Annotated in this window: 20 protein-coding genes; 10 read left to right on the plus strand and 10 right to left on the minus strand. The window is 65.1% G+C overall.

Going from position 1 to position 19,751, the window contains the following annotated elements:
• Positions 1-23: 23 nt before the first annotated feature.
• Positions 24-416, minus strand: coding sequence for an MAPEG family protein (locus DM450_RS06180; protein WP_142633344.1), 393 nt, complete (start codon positions 414-416; stop codon positions 24-26).
• Positions 417-581: 165 nt separating this feature from the next.
• Between DM450_RS06180 and rpmF the strand changes: the two genes are divergently transcribed.
• The 5 genes from rpmF (at position 582) to DM450_RS06205 (ending at position 3,702) form a co-directional block, all read left to right on the plus strand.
• The gene (rpmF, locus tag DM450_RS06185) at positions 582-761 is read left to right on the plus strand and encodes a 50S ribosomal protein L32 (protein WP_031342399.1); all 180 of its coding nucleotides are present in this window, start codon (positions 582-584) and stop codon (positions 759-761) included.
• Positions 762-789: 28 nt separating this feature from the next.
• The gene (plsX, locus tag DM450_RS06190) at positions 790-1,851 is read left to right on the plus strand and encodes a phosphate acyltransferase PlsX (RefSeq protein WP_142633345.1); all 1,062 of its coding nucleotides are present in this window, start codon (positions 790-792) and stop codon (positions 1,849-1,851) included.
• Positions 1,851-2,822 (plus strand): beta-ketoacyl-ACP synthase III, encoded by a 972-nt coding sequence (locus DM450_RS06195; protein ID WP_142633347.1) that lies wholly within the window; start codon positions 1,851-1,853, stop codon positions 2,820-2,822. The genes plsX and DM450_RS06195 overlap by 1 nt, the downstream gene beginning before the upstream one ends.
• Before the next feature lie 111 nt (positions 2,823-2,933).
• The gene (locus DM450_RS06200) at positions 2,934-3,230 is read left to right on the plus strand and encodes an integration host factor subunit alpha (RefSeq protein WP_142633349.1); all 297 of its coding nucleotides are present in this window, start codon (positions 2,934-2,936) and stop codon (positions 3,228-3,230) included.
• 43 nt (positions 3,231-3,273) lie between these two features.
• Positions 3,274-3,702: a MerR family transcriptional regulator gene (locus DM450_RS06205; protein WP_142633351.1), complete on the plus strand. Its 429-nt coding sequence runs from the start codon at positions 3,274-3,276 to the stop codon at positions 3,700-3,702.
• 46 nt (positions 3,703-3,748) lie between these two features.
• Here DM450_RS06205 and DM450_RS06210 read toward each other — a convergent pair whose 3' ends face one another.
• Positions 3,749-4,294, minus strand: a complete 546-nt coding sequence (locus tag DM450_RS06210; protein WP_142633353.1) for a SixA phosphatase family protein — start codon at positions 4,292-4,294, stop codon at positions 3,749-3,751.
• Positions 4,295-4,321: 27 nt separating this feature from the next.
• Positions 4,322-7,042 carry an ATP-dependent DNA helicase gene (locus DM450_RS06215; protein WP_142633355.1) on the minus strand — a complete coding sequence of 907 codons (2,721 nt, stop codon included), beginning with the start codon at positions 7,040-7,042 and terminating at the stop codon, positions 4,322-4,324.
• Positions 7,043-7,222: 180 nt separating this feature from the next.
• Here DM450_RS06215 and DM450_RS06220 point away from each other — a divergent pair, with 180 nt between their 5' ends.
• Entirely contained in the window at positions 7,223-7,996 is a 774-nt protein-coding gene (locus tag DM450_RS06220) for a PadR family transcriptional regulator (RefSeq protein ID WP_312846166.1), read from the plus strand.
• On the plus strand, positions 7,993-8,298 hold the full coding sequence (locus DM450_RS06225; RefSeq protein WP_142633357.1) for a DUF2218 domain-containing protein: 306 nt from the start codon (positions 7,993-7,995) through the stop codon (positions 8,296-8,298). Before DM450_RS06220 ends, DM450_RS06225 begins: the two co-directional genes overlap by 4 nt.
• A gap of 71 nt (positions 8,299-8,369) precedes the next feature.
• Here DM450_RS06225 and DM450_RS06230 read toward each other — a convergent pair whose 3' ends face one another.
• On the minus strand, positions 8,370-9,248 hold the full coding sequence (locus DM450_RS06230; protein WP_142633359.1) for a mechanosensitive ion channel family protein: 879 nt from the start codon (positions 9,246-9,248) through the stop codon (positions 8,370-8,372).
• Positions 9,249-9,361: 113 nt separating this feature from the next.
• Here DM450_RS06230 and DM450_RS06235 point away from each other — a divergent pair, with 113 nt between their 5' ends.
• Both DM450_RS06235 and DM450_RS06240 read left to right on the plus strand, forming a co-directional pair.
• Positions 9,362-10,975, plus strand: coding sequence for a lysine--tRNA ligase (locus tag DM450_RS06235; protein WP_142633361.1), 1,614 nt, complete (start codon positions 9,362-9,364; stop codon positions 10,973-10,975).
• Positions 10,976-10,993: 18 nt separating this feature from the next.
• Positions 10,994-11,524 (plus strand): DUF1003 domain-containing protein, encoded by a 531-nt coding sequence (locus DM450_RS06240; RefSeq protein WP_142633363.1) that lies wholly within the window; start codon positions 10,994-10,996, stop codon positions 11,522-11,524.
• Between the two features lie 6 nt (positions 11,525-11,530).
• Here the strand turns inward: DM450_RS06240 and DM450_RS06245 are convergent, their stop codons facing one another.
• The 3 genes from DM450_RS06245 to ettA form a co-directional block, all read right to left on the minus strand.
• Positions 11,531-12,196: a prolyl hydroxylase family protein gene (locus DM450_RS06245; RefSeq protein WP_142633365.1), complete on the minus strand. Its 666-nt coding sequence runs from the start codon at positions 12,194-12,196 to the stop codon at positions 11,531-11,533.
• A 100-nt stretch (positions 12,197-12,296) separates the two neighbouring features.
• A complete protein-coding gene (locus DM450_RS06250; RefSeq protein WP_142633368.1) occupies positions 12,297-13,244 on the minus strand; it encodes an RcnB family protein in 948 nt (315 codons plus the stop codon).
• 196 nt (positions 13,245-13,440) lie between these two features.
• On the minus strand, positions 13,441-15,114 hold the full coding sequence (gene ettA, locus DM450_RS06255; protein ID WP_142633370.1) for an energy-dependent translational throttle protein EttA: 1,674 nt from the start codon (positions 15,112-15,114) through the stop codon (positions 13,441-13,443).
• Positions 15,115-15,379: 265 nt separating this feature from the next.
• Here ettA and DM450_RS06260 point away from each other — a divergent pair, with 265 nt between their 5' ends.
• Complete coding sequence (locus DM450_RS06260) at positions 15,380-16,750, plus strand: M28 family peptidase (protein ID WP_142633372.1); 1,371 nt, start codon at positions 15,380-15,382, stop codon at positions 16,748-16,750.
• A 56-nt stretch (positions 16,751-16,806) separates the two neighbouring features.
• On the opposite strand, the gene DM450_RS06265 is transcribed toward DM450_RS06260, so the two are convergent.
• From DM450_RS06265 to DM450_RS06275, 3 genes are all read right to left on the minus strand, one after another.
• Positions 16,807-17,697: a CoA ester lyase gene (locus DM450_RS06265; RefSeq protein WP_142633374.1), complete on the minus strand. Its 891-nt coding sequence runs from the start codon at positions 17,695-17,697 to the stop codon at positions 16,807-16,809.
• 343 nt (positions 17,698-18,040) lie between these two features.
• Complete coding sequence (locus DM450_RS06270) at positions 18,041-18,943, minus strand: SDR family NAD(P)-dependent oxidoreductase (protein ID WP_142633376.1); 903 nt, start codon at positions 18,941-18,943, stop codon at positions 18,041-18,043.
• Positions 18,944-18,980: 37 nt separating this feature from the next.
• Positions 18,981-19,649 carry a TetR/AcrR family transcriptional regulator gene (locus tag DM450_RS06275; RefSeq protein ID WP_260610249.1) on the minus strand — a complete coding sequence of 223 codons (669 nt, stop codon included), beginning with the start codon at positions 19,647-19,649 and terminating at the stop codon, positions 18,981-18,983.
• Positions 19,650-19,751: the final 102 nt, after the last annotated feature.

Here is a 19,751-nt window from a genome sequence, read left to right on the forward strand (position 1 = left end):
TTTGCCTGCCCTGCGCGGCAGGATCAGAAGCGGCCCAGCGCGATCAGCACGGCCATTACCGAAAGCCCCAGCAGCGTGAGCACGGTGACAAGTACGCCGGCCATGCGAAACAGGTTGGGCTTGGGGATGTCCATGCCAAGGCCATGCGAGACGCGTCCCAGCATGAAGACCGCACCGACGATGGCGAGCCAGGGGCCCGCCTTTCCGGTCATTTCTATGGCGGCAACGAGGATCAGCACGAAGGGTGTGCTTTCCACGAAATTGAGCTGGGCGCGCATGCGGCGCGACAGCAGGTCGTGGCCGCCGTCACCGAAAAGGACCTTCTCGCGCATGCGCAGCTGGCCGATACGTGCTATGTGCCAGAAAGTGATGACGGCCGCTGCCGCCGCAAGGCACAGCGTGGTTTGAAGAATCATGGGCTCGTTTTCCCCTTTGTCGATTTCGCGTTCTTGCTGCGGGGACGAACGGGTTGCAACTGGTGAGAAATCGGTTATAGGCGCGCCTTCGCAAGCCGCCGGTCCGCGAAAACGGTTCCCGGCGGCCTTTTTGACATTAATCCAGTTTCAGGAACAGGTGCCGAAATGGCTGTCCCTAAAAGAAAGACCACCCCGTCCCGCCGTGGCATGCGCCGCAGCCATGATGCGCTGAAGGTCGAAGCTTTCCACGAGTGCCCGAACTGTGGCGAACTCAAGCGTCCGCACAACCTGTGCAACGCTTGCGGTCACTACAACGGTCGCGAAATCGTCGCGGTCGAAGTCTAAGACCAAAGACGAGTTTCGGAGAAAAAGCATGAGTCTGCCGCGTATCGCTATCGATGCGATGGGCGGCGACGAAGGTGTGCGCGTCATGATAGAGGGCGCCGCACTTGCGCGCCGTCGCCATGATCAGTTCAAGTTCCTGCTGGTGGGGGACGAGCCGCGGATCAAATCCGCACTTGAGGCTCATCCCAACCTCAGGGCCAGCTCCGAAATCCTGCATACCGAAGGCGTCATCAGCGGTGAGGACAAGCCCAGTCAGGCCTTGCGCCGGGCCAAGGGCACCTCGATGGGGCGCGCTATCGAGGCGGTGAAGGCGGGTGACGCCGGAGCCGCCGTCAGCGCCGGTAATACCGGCGCGCTGATGGCGATTGCCAAGCTCTCGCTGCGCACGATGCCCGGTATCGACCGGCCCGCGCTTGCCGCCTTGCTGCCGACGCTGGAAGACCATGACCTCGTCATGCTCGACCTTGGCGCCAATGCGGAATGCGATGCGCGCAATCTCGTGCAGTTCGCGATCATGGGCGCTGCCTATGCCCGCGTCGCCACGGGGCGCGAGCAGCCGCGCGTGCGTCTGCTGAATATCGGCACCGAGGAAACCAAGGGCACCGAAATGCTGCGCGATGCGGCTGCGATGCTCAAGGCTTCCGCCGCCGACCTGTCGATGTCCTTCGACGGTTTCACCGAGGCCGACAAGCTGGGCCGCGGCGACATGGATGTCGTCGTGACCGACGGTTTCTCGGGCAATGTCGCGCTGAAGGCGGTGGAAGGTACGGCCCGTTTCGTCGCCGACCTGCTGCGTCGGGGCTTCACCAGTTCGCTGCGCTCGAAGATCGGGTTCCTGATCTCGAAGCCGGCCACCGAACTGCTCAAGCACCATCTCGATCCCAATAATCATAACGGCGCAGTTTTCCTGGGTCTCAACGGTATCGTGGTGAAAAGCCATGGCGGCGCCAATGCTGCCGGGGTCGCCAATGCCGTCGCGGTGACTGCGCGACTCCTGGAGGAAAATGTGACCGAGCGGATTTCCGCCGACCTCGCCCGTATGGGTGGGACGTCCCTGCGCAAGACGCGCGTCCAGGAAGAGCGCGCCTGATGCGGCGTTCGGTCATCGTCGGCACGGGCTCGGCCCTGCCGCGCCGCGCGGTCAGCAACGCAGAACTGGCAGAGAAGGTCGATACCAGCGACGAATGGATCGTCGAGCGTACCGGCATCTCCAACCGTCACATCGCCGATGCCGACGAGACGACGTCGAGCCTGGCCACCGATGCCGCCCGCAAGGCGATCGAGGCAGCCGGCATCGACGCCGCGTCGATCGATCTCATCGTGCTGGCAACGGCCACCCCGGACCAGACGTTCCCGGCCACCGCCACGATCGTCCAGGCCAATCTCGGCTGCCGCGGCGGTATCGCCTTTGACGTGGCGGCTGTCTGCTCGGGTTTCCTCTACGCGGTTGGTGTTGCCGATTCGATGCTGCGCTCGGGCATGGCCCAGCGTGCGCTGGTGATCGGTTCGGAAACTTTCAGCCGGATTCTCGACTGGGAAGACCGCACGACGTGCGTGCTTTTCGGCGACGGCGCGGGCGCGATCGTGCTTGAAGCGCAGGAGCAGGAAGACGGCGAGAAGTCGCGCGGTGTGCTCGCCACCCGTCTGCATGCCGATGGCGCGCATAACCAGCTTCTGTTCGTCGATGGCGGACCGTCGACGACGGGAACCGTTGGCAAGTTGCGCATGAAAGGCCGCGAGGTGTTCCGTCACGCGGTGACGAATCTCGCCGAAGTGCTTGAGGAAGTGCTGACCGAAACCGGTCACACCGCGCAGGACATCGACTGGCTGGTGCCGCATCAGGCCAATGCCCGCATTCTCGATGCGACCGCGCGCAAGCTCAATCTTCCCGCCGAAAAGGTGGTGATGACGGTCTCCCAGCACGCCAATACCTCCGCTGCATCGGTGCCGCTGGCGCTCGATCAGGCGGTGCGGGACGGCCGAATCGTGAAGGGCGACCTGGTCGTGCTGGAAGCGATGGGCGGCGGCTTTACCTGGGGTGCCAGCCTGATCCGGATGTAATTCCGTAGAGCCTGTTTCAAATCGGCGCAGTCTCCTGCGTCGAGCATTGCTTTTCCCTCATTTTTTCATATTATCGTCATGGGGGTTCGGGCTCGAAGGGGATGTGGTGGTATGCGCTCCACGGAAACATTGACAAGGGCTGAGATCGCGGAAGCCATCCATCGCCGGTTGGGCCTGTCACGGGCAGAATCGCTTGGTATGGTCGAAGCCATTCTTCAGCATATGTCCAACGCATTGACCGATGGGGAGAACGTCAAGATCTCCGGTTTCGGTACGTTTTTGTTGCGGGACAAGGGTGAACGTATCGGTCGAAATCCCAAGACAGGGATTGAGGTGCCCATCACGCCGCGTCGGGTGATGACGTTCCGTGCCAGCCAGATGCTCAAGGATCGCATCGCGCAAGTCTGACCATGGCCGCTCTGGGGGCGGTGGCCCGTAAGGAGCGAATTTCATGTCTCAGAATCCGGATCGTGATCCGGTGTCGCAAGCGCCGCTTTCTCGTTTTGACGATGGGAAGGCGGCGGATGCGCTGCGCACGATTGGCGAAGTGACCAAGGCTCTGGGCGTGCGCCAGCACGTGCTGCGTTATTGGGAAGAGCAGTTTCCGGCGCTTCAGCCGATCAAGCGGGCGGGTGGACGCCGCTATTATCGGCCGGAAGACGTTGCCTTGATCGCCGAGATCGACCGTTTGGTTCACCGCGAGGGGTATACCCTGCGCGGTGCCCGGCAGGCGCTGGAAGGTGGAACCGTGCCGGAAGCGACGGGGCTGCGAGCGGCTCCGGCGGCAGAACCCGCGTCGCCCGTAGCGGATATTTCGCCCGAACGTCTCGCGCGGCTGCGCGCCATCCGCGACAAGCTGGCAGCGGCCCTGGCCGCCTGAGGTTGCATTTGTCCTGATCAGCGCGGCGCGAGGCCCCTGCTGCCGATCAGAATTCGATCTGCGGGCCCAGTTCTGGGTCCAGGTCGCGCGGGCGGGTGAGGTGCACCAGTCGGCCGCAGCCGTCGGTAATCTCGCTCCAGGATTCGATGTCCAGTTCGATCACGGCAAAGGCGGCGGTCGGAAACTTCTCCTCGACCATGTCTCGCATCGGGCTTGACCCGTCGTCGGGCACGAGGTCGAAGATCAGGTCTTCGAGGCCCGGATTGTGGCCGACAAGCATGAGCGTGCGGGGGTCGGTGGTCTGCTCGCGCAGCAGGTCCATGAGAATGGCCGAACTGGCGAGATAGAGGCGGCGGTCCCAGGTGATCGGCGGCGATTCGCCGGCAGCTTCCTCGGCCAATTCGATCGTCTGCGCGGCGCGCACCGCCGGAGAGGCGAGGATGCGGTTCCATTTCACCGCATGGTCACGGATGTGCAGGCCCATTAAGGCCGCGCCCTTGCGTCCGCGCTTGTTCAGCGGGCGGTCGAAATCCCGCAGGCGGGCGTCGTTCCAGTCGGATTTGGCGTGCCTGAAAATGCCGAGAGTTTTCATGCGGGGATCAAGCTCACACTGAACGGGTCAAACCGGCGGGCGGGCGTGATTGCCGTCCTTGACGGTTTCCCCTGAAACACTTGCGGCCACGCGATGCAAGGCTTCTTCCAGTGAAATCCGATGAACCGGGGTGCCCTTCGGGAACGCGCTCAGGAGGCGCGAAGGGAAGGCCGAGGAGAGGACGACAAAATGGCCGCGGTCGCCGCGGCTGCGGATAAGGCGGCCGAACGCCTGCGCCAGCTTGGCGCGGATCAGGCCGTCGTCGTAGGACGAGCCGCCCCCGGCCAGCCGCCGCGCGCGGTGCAGGATGGTGGGGCGCGGCCATGGCACTTGCTCCATGACGACAAGCCGCAGCGAATGGCCGGGCACGTCCACGCCGTCGCGCAGGGCATCGGTACCCAGCAGCGAGGCGGCGGGATCGTCACGGAAAATGTCGACCAGCGTGCCGGTGTCGATCGGATCGACATGCTGGGCGTAGAGCGGCAGGCCGCCGCGTGCGAGACGGTCGGCAATGCGTCCATGCACGGCGCGCAGGCGGCGGATCGCGGTGAACAGGCCGAGCACGCCGCCTCCCGAAGCCTCGATCAACCGGCCGTAGGCACCGGCGAGCGCGGGGATGTCGCCGCGCGGGATGTCGTTGACGATCAGCACTTCGGCCTGCTCGGCATAGTCGAAGGGGCTGAGATGTTCGGAGAGTTTCGGGGTGACTTCGATATAGGGCACGCCCGAGCGCTTGATCGCCTTTTCCCAGCCTTCGCCGTCGCGCAGCGTGGCCGAGGTCATGACCACGCCATGGGCCGGTTCCAGCACGACACTGGCGAACGGCTTCATCGGATCGAGCCAGTGGCGGTGGATGCCGATATCGTATTCGCGCGCGTCGGACCGGTCGACCGCCAGCCAGTCCACATATTCGGGATCGGCGGGGCCGCTGAGCCGGGCCAGCATCGTTTCCCATGCCGAGAGCAGGTCGATCCGCCAGCCGAGCGATTGGCGGGCGCCTTCGATACGGGCGCGGCCGGGGCCGTCGAGCCAGTCCGGCCCGTCCTCGAGCAGGGCCTCGAGCCGCAGGCCGAGCCGCATCAGCGGCTGCCGCAGTTCGGCCAGAGCCTCGCGCGCGGCCTCGGCGCGTTCGACGAAGGGGCCGTCGAGGCCCGCGGCTTCGGTTTCGAGGCCGTAGCCCGCTTCCTGTCCGCCGCTCTCGTCGCGGGCGTAGACGGTGGCGCGGGCGGCGGCGAACAGCTCTTCCAGCGGGCCGGAGGGCGCGCCGTCGACGATGCGCTGCATCCAGCTGTCGCCGGGTAGGGACTCGGCGGCGGCGCAGGCGGCGGTGATGGCCTTGGCCCCGGCCTCGTCATAACTGGCGACGTCGGCAAGGCGGGCGGAGAGGCCGCGGCGGCGGCCACGCGCGTTCTTTTCGGGGCCGATCACCCAGCGGCGCAGTTCGATGGCCTCGGCGCCGGTGAGCGCGGCGGCGAACGTGGAATCGGCGGCGTCGAAAACGTGATGGCCTTCGTCGAACACCACGCGGGTAGGGCGGGAGGCCTGATCGCGCCCGCGCGCGGCGTTGATCATGACAAGCGCGTGATTGCCGATCACGAGGTCGGCGCCGACGCTGGCGCGGGTGGCGCGCTCGATGAAGCATTTGCGGAAATGCGGGCAGCCGGCGTAGACGCATTCACCGCGCCGGTCGGTCAGCGCAGTGATGCCGCGCTGGCGGAACAGCGTGCCGAGCCAGCCCGGCAGGTCGCCGCCGATCATGTCGCCATCCTGCGAATAGGCGGCCCAGCGTGCGACGAGTTGCGCCATGATCGCGGCGCGGCCCGCAAAGCCGCCTTGCAGCGCGTCTTCGAGGTTCAGCAGGCAGAGGTAGTTCTCGCGGCCCTTGCGCACGACCACGGGCTGGCTTCCGTCCGGCCGATACTCGGGCCAGGCGCGGCGGCTTTCCTTGCGGAGCTGGCGCTGGAGCGCCTTGGTATACGTCGATACCCAGACGGTGCCGCCCGATTCCTGCGCCCAGAGCGAGGCCGGTGCGAGATAACCGAGGGTCTTGCCGATGCCGGTTCCGGCCTGTGCCAGCACCACATGCGGGCGGCCACGTGCCTCGCGCGGGGCGAAGGCATAGGCCGCTTCGGCGGCATAGGCCTGCTGGGTGGGGCGCTGTTCGGCATTGCTGCCGGTCAGTTCGGCCAGTCGGCGCAGCACGGCATCGGGTTCGAGCACGATCTGGCGGGGCTGCGGCAGTTCGGGCGTCTCTTCCCATTCGGGCAGGCGGGTGAACAGCCAGCGCTCCGCCCGTTCCGGTTTGCGGATGTGTGCCCCGAGCAGGCCTGCCCAGGGCCAGCGCATGCGCACCAGCGATTGCAGGCCGGTCCATGCGCCTTCGCGTTCGGCCCATTGGTCGCTTTCGCAAGTTGCCAGCAGCGCCCCGGCAGCCTCCTGAAGCAGCCTGGGCACCTCGGCATCGCCCTTGGGTTCGTCGAGCCCCAGGGCGTGGGCAAGCCCCTTGGCGGTGGGGACGACAAAGCGGGCAGGGTGCACGAAGGCAAACAGTTCCAGCAGGTCGAGCCCGGACAGATCGGGGTAGCCGAGTCGGGTGGCGACGAGCGGGGCGTTGAGGATCAGCAGCGGGGTGTCGGCGGCTGCGGTGACTGCCTCGCCTTTGGAAACGGGACGAGTCGAGCCGGAACCCTCGCGCAGCCAGGAGCCTGCGTGGCTGGCGTGGAGGGCGGGGATGGAGAGGGCGGCCATTGCCCCGTCTTAGGCACGGCGGAACGGAAAGGGAAACCCGGCAATGCCCGGTTTTGGCGGAAACGCGCGCTTCAGTGGCGTTCTCATTAAAAAAATACATCAAGATACATTTTAGGTTCTTGCGGAATGCGATTTAAAATATATCTTGAGTCCATCATGAAGATAGGAAACGAGAAGAGAATGATGAAGCATCATCACAACTGCGGCATGGGTCGCGGAAGTCGTGGCGAACACGGCGGGCGCGGCGAAGAGTTCCGCGGTGAGGTTCGTGGCGAACGCCATGGTGAGGGCCGTTTCGGTCCGCGCGGCATGCGTGGTCGCGGTGGTTTCGGCATGGAGCGTGGACCGTTCGGCCGCGACGGCGGCGATTTCGAGGGCGGCTTCCCCGGCGGTCGTGGACGCGGTCGCGGCGGTCGCGGTGAAGGTTTTGGCGGCGGTTTCGGGGGCGGTTTCGGCCCCGGCGGTGGCCGGATGGGCGGTGGACGCCGCAAGCGGCTGTTCGATCAGGCGGAACTGCAGATCCTGCTGCTCGCGCTGATCGTCGAGGCGCCGCGTCACGGCTATGAACTGATCCGCGAGATCGAGGCGTTTTCGGGCGGCGACTATGCGCCGAGCCCGGGCGTGGTCTATCCGGCGCTGACCTACATGGAAGAAGCGGGCCTGATCGCGGCCACGGCCGAAGAGGGGGCCCGCAAGTCCTACGAGGCGACCGGGGAAGGCCGTACGCAGGCTGAAGCCGATGCCGAGAAGGCCGTCTTGCTCAAGGCCCGCCTGTCGGCACTGGCAGAGGCGCGCGACCGGGTCGATCCCGCGCCGGTGCGCCGGGCCATCCATGCCCTGCGGACTGCGGTGCACGACCGTCTTTCCAAGGACGGTGCCGATCGCGAGATCATCCTCCAGATCGCCGATGCGCTCGACGAGGCGACCCGCAAGATCGAAAGGATCGCAGGATGAGCCACACGATCGGGGCAGAGGTCGCCACGCCCAATGGCGCGAAGTACGTGCTGCAGCTCTGCAAGCACTGGAGCCACAAGCTCGAAACCACTGTGGAAGGCAGCACCGGCACGGTGACCTTCCCCAATGCGGTGGCGACGATGGCGGCGGGGGATACCGGCATCGCCATCGCCATCACCGGTGAAAACCGGGACGACGTGCAGGGGCTGACCGATGTGGTCGCCCGGCACATCGACCGCTTCGCTTTCCGCGAAGCGCCGCTCACCTACGACTGGAAGTGGCAGGATATCGCACGGCCGTAATCCGCCGAAGCTTTCGTCACGCAGTGAAGCGGCCCGCTCTCCGGATGGAGGGCGGGCCGCTTCATTTTTTGTCAGGCCGCGCGCTTGTCCGGCGTGTGGGCGTGATCGATCGGCAGGGCTTCCTTGAAGGTGTTGGTCACGTAAGGGTAGGGGATCTCGATGCCTTCTTGGTCGAGCGCCGCCTTGATGCGCTTGATCACCGCGCTTTTCACGACGCGAAGGTCGTTTGTGGTTGTCAGCGTCCACCACTGGACCAGGAAGTCCACCGAACTGGCGTTGAATTCCTGGGCCACCACCAGCACACCCTTGGCCAGGTCGAGGCCATCGGTTCCTTCCACTGCAGTGCGGATCACCCGCTCGGCTTCGTCGAGGTCGCTGTCGTAGGAGACGCCGACGACGACTTCGTTCCGGCGCACCGGCTCGTCGGTCAGGATGAGCACCGGGTTCTTGAACAGCATCGAGTTGGGCACGACCGTGAGTTCGCCGGTGAACTGGCGGATATGGGTTTCGCGCAGGGTAATGCGTTCGACCTTGCCGGTGATGCCCTGGCACTGAATCGAATCGCCGATGTTCATCTTGTCGCGCAGCATGATGAGCACGCCCGCGAGGAAGTTCTCGAAGATGTCCTGAAACGCGAAACCGATGGCGAGGGCGCCGACGCCGAGGCCGGCGAAAGCGCCTGCAGGGGTGAAGCTTGGCACTGCCACCGTCAGGGCGACCAGCGAGCCGATGATCCAGACGAACAGGCGTACAAGAGTGTCGAGCAATTGCTTGAGATCGTTGCGGATCGTTGCGCGGGATGTCAGCTTGTCGGCCAGGCGCACGGCGAAGCGGGCAAGCGCCCAGGTAACCATGAGCACCATGAGCGCGATGACGAGGCTGGGCAGGGCCTGCACGAAGCCCTCGGCCATGCTTTCGAGCTGTTTCTGCAGGGTATCAACGTACTTCACGACTTGACCATGTCCTTCTGCGACCTGAAAATTCACAACGGCTCCCCGTTCGAGTGGTTCCCCGCACAGCTTCGCGCTTGCGAAATGCGGCAAATTCGCGTCATAGCGCGCGCATGACTGAACAAGCCCTGATCGAAGCCGCACGTGTGTCCAAGGCCTGGCCCTTCCAGGAGGCCCAGAAGCTGCTCAAGCGTTTCCCGAATGGAAAACTCGGCCCGGACGGAAAGCTTGTGCCGGTGCTGTTCGAGACGGGCTACGGTCCCTCGGGCCTGCCGCATATCGGCACCTTCCAGGAAGTGCTGCGCACCACGCTGGTCCGCCGTGCCTACGAGGCGCTGACCGGCGGTGCGCCCACGCGCCTTGTCGCCTTCTCGGACGACATGGACGGGTTGCGCAAGGTTCCCGACAACATTCCCAATGCCGAAGTTCTGGCCGCCAATCTCGGCAAGCCGCTCAGCCGCATTCCCGACCCGTTCGGCACCCATGAGAGCTTTGCGCATCACAACAACGCGATGCTGCGCGAGTTTCTCGACCGTTTCGGTTTCGACTACGAATTCGTCTCGGCCAGCGACCGCTACAATTCCGGTGAATTCGATGCCGCGCTGACCCGTGTTCTGGAATGCAACCAGGGCATTCTCGACATCATGTTGCCGACGCTGCGCGAGGAGCGCCGCAAGACCTATTCGCCGATCCTGCCGGTCTCGCCGACCAGCGGGGTGGTGCTGCAGGTGCCCGTGGAAGTGCTCGATCCGGCGACCGGCATGGTCCGTTTCACCGACGAGGACGGCTCGGTCGTCGAACAGTCGGTGTTCGGCGGCAAGGCCAAGCTGCAGTGGAAGGTCGACTGGGCGATGCGCTGGTATGCGCTGGGCGTCGACTACGAGATGTGCGGCAAGGACCTTACCGATTCGGTCACCCAGTCGGGCAAGATCGTGCAGGTGCTGGGCGGCCGCAAGCCGGAAGGGCTGATCTACGAACTGTTCCTCGACGAGAACGGCGAGAAGATTTCGAAGTCCAAGGGCAACGGCCTGACCATCGAGCAGTGGCTGACCTATGGCACCGAGGAATCCTTGGGCTTCTACCTGTTCCGCGAACCCAAGAGCGCCAAGCAGCTTCACGTCGGCGTGATCCCCAAGGCGGTCGACGAATACTGGCAGTTCCGTGGCAACCTTGCCGATCAGGCGCTGGACAAGCAGCTTGGCAACCCGGTCTGGCATCTGCTGCGCGCCAATGGCGAAGGTGAGGGCGCGGGCGACAGCGTGCCGGTGACGTTCTCGCTTTTGCTCAACCTCGTGGGCGTGCTGGGCGCCGATGCGACGGCGGAACAGGTCTGGTCCTACCTCGGCAACTACATCGAGGATGCCCGTCCCGAGGCGTACCCGGAACTGGGCGAGATGGTCCGCGCGGCACTTGCCACCAACCGCGACTTCATCGCGCCGACCCTGAAGCGCCGCGCGCCGACCGCCAATGAGGCCGAAGCGCTCAAGGTGCTGGATGCCGAGCTGGAGAAGCTGGGCGGTGAGGCAACGGCCGAAAACCTCCAGAATGCCGTCTATGAGATCGGCAAGAACGAGGCTTACGGCTTCGAAAGCCTGCGTGACTGGTTCAAGGCCCTCTACGAAACCCTGCTCGGTTCGCCGCAGGGGCCGCGCATGGGCAGCTTCATCGCCCTTTACGGCGTGCCTGAAACGCGCAAACTGATCGCCGAGGCCCTTTCGGCCGCCTGAGGTCGGAGTCTAGCCTGAATGCGTAAGAACCCGCGAACGCCCGAGGAACTCGCTGAAGAACTCCTCGGGCGCAAGCTGGAGGAGCTCGATCCCGAGGATCGGCGGGTGCTGGGCCGGCTGGCCGCTGGCACTCTGGTCGGGCCCGATGCCGACGAACTGGCGGCCATGCACGCCTCGCACGGCGACCGCATCGCCGACAAGGTGGCGGCGGTCGGCGGCAGCTGGGGGTTCATCATCGCCTTTGCGGTGGTGCTGTTTGGCTGGATGCTGCTCAATTCGAGCGTGCTGCAGATGCTGGGCGTCAAGCCCTTCGACGCCTATCCCTATATCTTCCTGAACCTGATGCTCTCGATGCTGGCGGCGATCCAGGCACCGGTCATCATGATGAGCCAGAACCGGCAGGCGGACAAGGACCGCATCACCGCGCGGCACGACTATGAGGTGAACTTGCGCACGCAGCTGGAAATCATCCGGCTGCACCGCCGCTTCGATCAGCTGATGGAATATCTCGACAATCGCAAGGCCGCCGAAAACGGCGAGGAATGCTGAGGATCGCTACTGCCAGGTGCGGGCGCGATACCATTTGGTGACGACGTACTTCACCCCGCGCACGACGGGGCGGGCCGCGTGGATCGTCCAGGGATTGGGCGTGCCGTCGGGCAGGGCGTTGTTCCATAAGAGCAAGGTGCCGGGGCAGGGCGCGACACGCAGGCCGAGGCGGGTGAAATCGGTGTACCCGCCTTCCTCGACGGCGTTGAGATAGACCATCGCCGTCCAGCTGCGCTGTCCGCCGTTGCGATCCTCTCCCGCCCAGTAGGCGGCCTTGGTATCGAACCAGTCCCAGTGCTCGTGGTAATATTCCCCCGTGAGGTAGCGCTGGCCTTGCGCGCATTCGCTGCGGGTGGTGTCGAGCCCGGTAAGGTGCGCCAGTTCCCGCTCGAGGTCGCGGACGGTGGCGTCTCCGGGGTCTATATCGCCGGAGTAGCTGGTGCGGTATCCCTCCCAGTCCGCTTCCTCGACCAGCCGGGAAGGGCAGGCAACGGCGTCGATCAGGGCCGTCAGCCGCCGGCAGGTGGCGGAAGGGAGGAAGTTGGCGATGGTATAGATTTCCGCATCATCGACGGCGACGCGCCTTGCAGCCGCCATCAGCGAGAGGCGATCACGAACATCGGCACCGATCCGGGCGAGCGCTTCGCAATCTGGATGGTGTTCTTGCGCCATTGCCGGATCAGCTTAGCGCGGCATTCGACAAGATCAATCGGTTGCCGGTTACGTTCATGAAAATGCCTCCGAAGCAGGGACTTCGGAGGCATTTCTCGAATTACCAGAAGAAGTCGTAGATCACGTCGACCACTTCGCCGGTGTAGGTGTCGACCAGCAGCACGTCGTCGTAGTAGCGGACCCAGCGGTAGGGGCCGTAGACGGGCGGCAGGCGATACATCCAGGGATCGTCGAGCCAGTAGGAACTGCCGTAGAACATCGAGCTCATGTAGAAACCGATGCTCAGGCGGCGGTACGAATAGCCGCGATAAGGGGCGTAGTAGGGCCGTGAGCGGTAGACCGAGCGGTGGCGGTCACGATAGTCGCGCCAGTCGTAGCGGTTGTCGCGGCGCCAGTCGTTGCGGTCCCAGCGGTGGTCGTCGTTGCTCCAGCGGCGGTCACCGCCCTGCCTGTCGCCCTTCCATGCGGGGGTGCGATCACGGTCGCGGTCGTTCCAGCGGTTGGCCCCGTCACGATCCCGGTCGGGACGAGTGTCTGGCCTGCGATCGGGACCACGATCGGGACCACGGTCGGGCCCGCGATCAGGACGTCCATCGGGACCGCGATCAGGGCCGTCACGACCACCCTGCCACGACGGGCGCCCGGACTGATTGTCGGAAGGACGGTTCCGGTCGGTGTTGGCGCCGGGGCGATTGTTGCCCAGATTGCGGGCCCAGTCCGGCGTGCGCGACGGCTGGCCCTGTCCGCGCCAGGCGTTGCCGCCATTGCCCTGCGCAGGCCGCTGGGCATCGGGGCGGGGAGCCTGGGGCTGGCCGCCACCTTGCTGCTGCGGTGCACGCATCTGCGGACGCGGTTGCTGGGCCTGCTGCGGAGCGCCGCGATTGCCGCGCCAACTGCCGTTGCCGCCGCTGCGTTCGCTGCGCGTTTCGCTGCCGCGGCGGTCGTCATCCGCCATCGCCGGGGTTGCCGCGAGCGAGGTCAGCGCCACCGCCATGGCACCAGCTGCACCCGCACCCTTGAGGAACTTCAGTGTCGTACCCTTTGTCATTGTCTTCCGGTCTCCAAACCGGACTTGTCGCAGGCGACCCGCGACTTATCCTATGACGAGTAGTTATACCCCATCGGCTGTCGCATCGGTGAACCGTGCTGTTGCCATTCGTTCATTTTACCGGATCTTAAAATGAACAAGGCCGCCGTCCACGTTTTGGGACGACGGCCTTGTAATATCAGCTAAATCGCTAAGGTCAGCGCGTCAGCTTCTTGTAGGCAAGACGGGTCGGACGGTCGGCCGCATCGCCCAGGCGGCGGCGCTTGTCCTCTTCGTAAGCCTCGAAGTTGCCTTCGAACCATTCGACGTGGCTGTTGCCCTCGAAGGCGAGGATGTGAGTCGCCAGACGGTCGAGGAAGAAGCGGTCGTGGCTGATGACCACGGCGCAGCCCGCGAAGTTCTCGATGGCTTCTTCCAGCGCGCCCAGCGTTTCGACGTCGAGGTCGTTGGTCGGTTCGTCGAGCAGGAGGACGTTGCCACCCTCCTTGAGCATCTTGGCCATGTGGACGCGGTTGCGTTCACCGCCCGAGAGCTTGCCGACGTTCTTCTGCTGGTCGGCGCCCTTGAAGTTGAACGCGCCGACATAGGCGCGGGTCGACATGTCGTGGCCGTTGACCTTCATGTAGTCGAGGCCGTCCGACACTTCTTCCCAGACGTTCTTCTTGGGGTCGAGGTGGTCGCGGCTCTGGTCCACGAAGCCCAGGTGCACGGTCGAGCCGATCTCGATCGAGCCGCTGTCGGGCTGTTCCTTGCCGGTGAGCATCTTGAACAGCGTCGACTTGCCGGCGCCGTTCGGACCGATGACGCCGACGATGCCGCCCGGCGGCAGGATGAACGACAGGTCCTCGAACAGCAGCTTGTCGCCGAACGCCTTCGAGATGTTCTTCACCTCGATGACCTTGCCGCCCAGACGCTCGGGCACCTGGATGACGATCTGGGCCTTGCCGGGCTTGCGTCCGGCCTGGGCTTCCTGGAGCTGCTCGAACTTGCGGATACGCGCCTTCGACTTGGTCTGGCGGGCGGCCGGGGTCTGCCGCATCCACTCCAGCTCGTCCTTGAGCGCCTTCTGGCGGCCGGATTCCTCGCGGTCCTCCTGCTCCATGCGCTTGGCCTTCTTCTCGAGGTAGGTCGAGTAGTTGCCTTCGTAGGGGAAGTACTTTCCGCGGTCGAGCTCGAGGATCCAGTCCACCACGTGGTCGAGGAAGTAACGGTCGTGGGTGATCATCAGCACCGCGCCCGCGTATTCCTTGAGGTGGTTTTCCAACCATTCGACGGATTCTGCGTCGAGGTGGTTGGTCGGTTCGTCGAGCAGCAGGATCGACGGCTTCTGGATCAGCAGGCGGGTGAGCGCGACGCGGCGCTTTTCACCGCCCGAGAGCTTGTCGACGGGCCAGTCGCCCGGCGGGCAGCGCAGCGCTTCCATCGCGATTTCGAGCTGGTTGTCGAGCGTCCAGCCATCAACTGCGTCGATCTTGTCCTGCAACTCGCTCATCTCGGCGCCGAGGGCTTCGAAATCGGCGTCTTCCTCGCCCATTTCCATGCCGATCGCGTTGAAGCGATCGACCATGTCGGCCGTCGCGCGGGCACCGTCCTTGACGTTTTCGAGCACGGTCTTGGTCGGATCGAGTTCCGGTTCCTGCTCGAGGTAGCCGACGGAGATGTTCTCGCCCGCCCAGGCTTCGCCGGTGAAGTCGGTGTCGATACCGGCCATGATCTTGATCAGGGTCGACTTACCGGCGCCGTTCGGGCCGACGATGCCGATCTTGGCGCCCTGGTAGAACTGCAGATTGATGTCGTTCAGCACCGGCTTCTGGGCGCCGGGGAAGGTCTTGGTCATGCTCTTCATGACGAAGGCGTATTGCGCGGCCATCGGATTCCTCTGGATGGAAAGTCTGTAAGATCGAAATGTCGGGTGTCTTGGGCGCCGCTCTACAGGCGCGCGCCCCTGTTGCCAAGGGCAGCGGCGGGGAACCGGCGCGTGCCATGTCCCGCCTGCCACGATGACTGGAACGTCGGGGCCGGAACGTCGGGGCTGGCCCGGCGAGTTTCAAGGGGGCGTTCGGCGGGGGCGGGCCTTGCCCAAATTTCGCAATGCACCCGTTGGCAGAATGACCAAGCCGGGCTAGCCAGTCGACATGCAACGCTCATTCACCCGCGCGGCGCTTCTCGCCGCTTCCGCCGCCGCGCTTGTCGCTGTTCCCGCATTCGCCACGCCGACGCAAGGTTCGGGCGTCGCCTGGGACATCGTCGAGGGGCTGACCACCGAGATCGGCCCGCGCATCGCCGGATCGGATGCCGAGGGCCGCGCCCGGGCATGGGCGGACGCGAAGCTGAAGGCGCTGGGGTTCCAGAACGTCAAGGTGGAGCCGTTCACCACGCTCGCGTGGACGCGCGGCGAGGAAAAGGCCGTGCTCACCGCGCCCTATAGCCAGCCGCTGGCGATCGCCGCGCTGGGCATGTCGGTGCCGACGCCTGCCAGCGGACTCAATGCGGAAATGATCTATTTCCCGACCCTTGATGCGCTGCGCGCCGCGCCCGATGGGTCGTTGAAGGGCAAGATCGCGTTTGTCGATCACGCCATGCGGGCCGCGCAGGACGGTTCGGGCTACGGGCCCTACGGCGATGTGCGCCGCAAGGGTCCGGCGCTGGCCTCGCAGAAGGGCGCTTCGGCGATCGTCATCCGTTCGGCCGGTACGGACAGCCACCGCAATCCGCACACCGGCGTGACGGTGTTCCCCAAGGGTGTCGCCGGTATTCCGGCTGGCGCCGTTTCCAACCCGGACGCTGACCTCATTGCTCGCATCGCCAGCCGCGGTCAGCCGATGAAGATGGACCTGACGCTGGCGGGCAAGCCGTTCCCCAACGCCCCATCGGGCAATGTGATCGCCGAACTGCCGGGCCGTGATCCCTCTCTGCCGAAGATCGTGCTGGCGTGCCACCTCGATTCCTGGGACCTCGGCACCGGCGCCATCGACGATGCCTCGGGCTGCGCCATCGTCACTGCTGCCGCGCTTGCCGCGCAGAAGGGCGGGCAGACGCTGCGCACCATCCGCGTGCTCTGGGCCGGTAACGAGGAAATGGGCCTGAGCAATGGCGGCAACGCGGCCTATGTGAAGACGCATGGCTCCGAACCCCATGCGCTGGCGATGGAAAGCGACTTCGGCGCGGACAAGGTCTGGCAGGTGAAGTTCTCCGCCGCGCCGCAGAACCAGGCCATGGTGGACAAGGTGAAGGCCGCGCTGTGGCCGATGGGCATCACGCCCCATGCCGGTGCGGCCGATGGCGGCGAGGATGTCTCCGGAATCATTCAGGCCCAGAACCTGGCGGTGATCGATCTGGGGCAGGATGGCACCCATTACTTCGACCTGCACCACACGCCCGACGATACGCTCGACAAGGTGGACCCGGCGGCGCTCCAGCAGAACGTCGATGCCTGGACGGCGGTGCTCAAGGTCGTTGCCAACGAGACGGGTGAGATCGCCAAGGTTCCGGCTCAGGGCGAATAAGCCGGATCATCCAGAAAAAACGGGAAAGGGGCGGGCTTTACCGCCCCTTTTTCATATCAGCCGGCAGCAGCGATCTGTTCGGCCACCGCAAGCAGGCGTCGTGCCTGGTCGAGGTGGAGCAGTTCGGTCATCTTGCCGTCGACGCGGATGGCGCCCTTGCCCCGGTTTTCGGGCAGGGCAAAAGCCTCGATCACGCCGCGCGCCCATGCCAGATCGGTTTCGCTGGGTGAAAACACCGTGTTGCAGGGATCGATCTGGGCAGGATGGATCAGGCTCTTGCCGTCAAAACCGAACATCAGCCCCTGGCGGGCTTCCGCCTCGAACAGGTCGAGGTCGCGGAACTCGTTGCAGACGCCGTCGAGAATGGAGATGCCGTTGGCACGGGCAGAGGCAACCGCCATCGACAGGAACGGCAGGAACGGCGTTCGGCAAGGCGTCAGCTGCGCGCGCATTTCCTTGGCCAGATCGTTGGTGCCCATGATCCAGAGGGCAAGCCGGGTCGTGTGTGCCATGGCGGCGATGGCGGGCAGGTTGCCGACGCTCGCACACGTCTCGATCATCGCCCAGAGCCGCATCCGCGGCGGCGCGCCGTCAAGCGCTTCCTCGTAGCGCGCGATATCCGCGGCATCGTTGACCTTGGGGACCAGCACCGCATCGGCCTGCGACCCGGCAATTGCGGCAAGATCCGCCGCGCCCCATTCGGTGTCGAGTCCATTGGCGCGGATCACCAGTTCACGGTGACCGAAACCGCCTTGTGCAATGGCCGCGATCGCGGCATCGCGCGCCTCGTCCTTGGCCTCGGGCGCGACGGCGTCCTCCAGATCGAGGATGACCACGTCGCAAGGCAGCGTGCGTGCTTTGGCAATCGCCTTGGCGTTCGAGGCGGGCAGGTAGAGCGCGCTGCGACGCGGGCGCGGGACGGTCGGGGTGGCGGACGAGGCAGTCATCGTGAGAAGGCTCCTGGGATAGCGCACGGCGGTCTTTCGGCTGGCGATCCGGACAGGTCAAGCGCGGCATGATCGTGGTTCGGGGGCAGGGGATGGTTAGCCGGACGTTGCCTGTCGCACAGGCGTTTGCCCCCCGGTCGAAAGTCCTAATGATATCGTTTGCGAAGCGCGGTATTCCTTGCCTGTCGCCAACGATCACAACAGCCTCGGTGATCGCGGAAATGCAGACTTCCCCTTCTGCCCATCCCGGCGACAGCCTTACGGGTCGCACCGCCGTCCCGTACTCGCGCCACATCCAACCCCCTCGACTGGCGCGGGTACGGGACGGTTCTTTTTCAGTCCGTTATGAGGCGGATGCGAGAATCGCTTGCAGCATCTTCTCGCTCTCGGCCCAGAGTTTCGCGGCAGCGGTATCATCCCGCGCCTGAGGCGCCGGCTCCTCCTCCCCGAGATCGTGGAAATAGCGCCCGCCCATGCCGCCCAGTTCCTGTGCATTGGCCATCCAGACGAGGGTTCGGGCTGGCTGCTCCGGCGGCACGGTGTCATTCCCTCTCATCCAAGCCTGCATCTGCGGGTCGGCGTGGCTGGCGAAGTTCGACGCCACGCGGCCGGGGTGCATGGCCAGCGAGACGATGCCCCTGTCGCGAACCTTGCGGTCAAGCTCACGCGCGAACAGCAGGTTGGCGAGCTTGGCCTGGCAATAGGCGGCATTGGCGTCGAATGCCGCCTTCATCGCCAGATCGTACCAGCGCATCCCGGAGCAGGCCGCGTGACCTGCCGATGAGACCGCGATGACCCGCACCAGTCCGGGAGCGCTGTCTCCCGCGGCCCGCTCCAGCAGCGGCATGAGTTCGCGGGTCAGGAGAAAGGCGGAAAGGTGATTGGCGGCAAATGTCGCCTCCAGGCCGTCGGAGGTGCGATAATACCCGTCGCGGACACCGCCGGCGTTGTTCACCAGGACATCGACATGGTCGGTCAGGTCGGCGATCTCGCGGGAGATGCGCAGGACCTCGCGCATTTCCGTGAAATCGCCGCGCAGCATGTCCACCCGCGCCTCTCGGCTGGCGGCGGCGGCAATCTGCTGGGCCGCATCGTCGCAGCGGGCCTCGTCGCGGCCGGTGCCGATGACGTGCCAGCCCATGCGTGCAAAGGCCTGTGTGGCGGCGCGGCCGATGCCCGAGCTTGCGCCGGTCACCACCACGCAGCGCCGTTTTCGCGCCGGGGTCGGTTTTGCCGTTGCTGCCATGTCGTTCTCTCCCGTTATTGTTTTGATCTGGCGTGGTTCAGCGGGGCAGGGCGCCTCTCAGGAACAGGCGGACCGCAAAGGTCACGCGGTGGCTGACGCTGGCGGCATCGAGCGCATTGCCGGAGGCGAGAAAGCGGACCGGGCCGCTCACTACCATGCTCATGAAGACATTGGCCGCGAGCATCGGGTCTTGAGCCGCCAGTGTCCCACGGGCGGTTTCCTCTGCCAGCAGGTCGGCAAGGAACTCCACCGTCGGCAGGGCGGCGATCTCGTAGTAGGTCTGGAAAATATCCGGGAAACGATAGGCTTCGGTGTTGATGAGTCTCTGAAGCTTGATGCCTTCCTCGGTTCCGGCAAGTTCGATCCGCAACATCGCGATGTTGACCAGCGTCTGTTCGAGGCTGTCCACATAAGTGGCCTCGATCCGCGCGCGGCTGGCGGCACGGCGTTCCATGCCCCGGCGCAGGGCGGCACGGAAAAGCGCGGCCTTTTCGGGGTAGCGGGCATAGACCGTGCGCTTGGTCATCGAGACTTCGGCGGCGATCGCCTCGATCGTGGTGGGCTCGTACCCCTTGTCCAGAAAGTGCCCGAAGGCGCAGTCCAGAAGCTGTTCGTGCCGTGCGCGCGCTTGTTCGCGCGTCGGACGGCCCGCGCGCACGCTGACCGAAGGGGCGGGGGTGTCCATGATGTCGCGCGCATCGCTCATCGGTCCATAGGAACCGATCCTGCTTGTCCTGCCAAGTGAATCGTGAATAATGAAACGCACAAGATGCCATTAATCGAGTCGAAACCCTGCGTCCAGCGGGGA

This window comes from Sphingomonas sp. IC081 (genome assembly GCF_006874585.1).
Lineage (GTDB): Bacteria > Pseudomonadota > Alphaproteobacteria > Sphingomonadales > Sphingomonadaceae > Novosphingobium.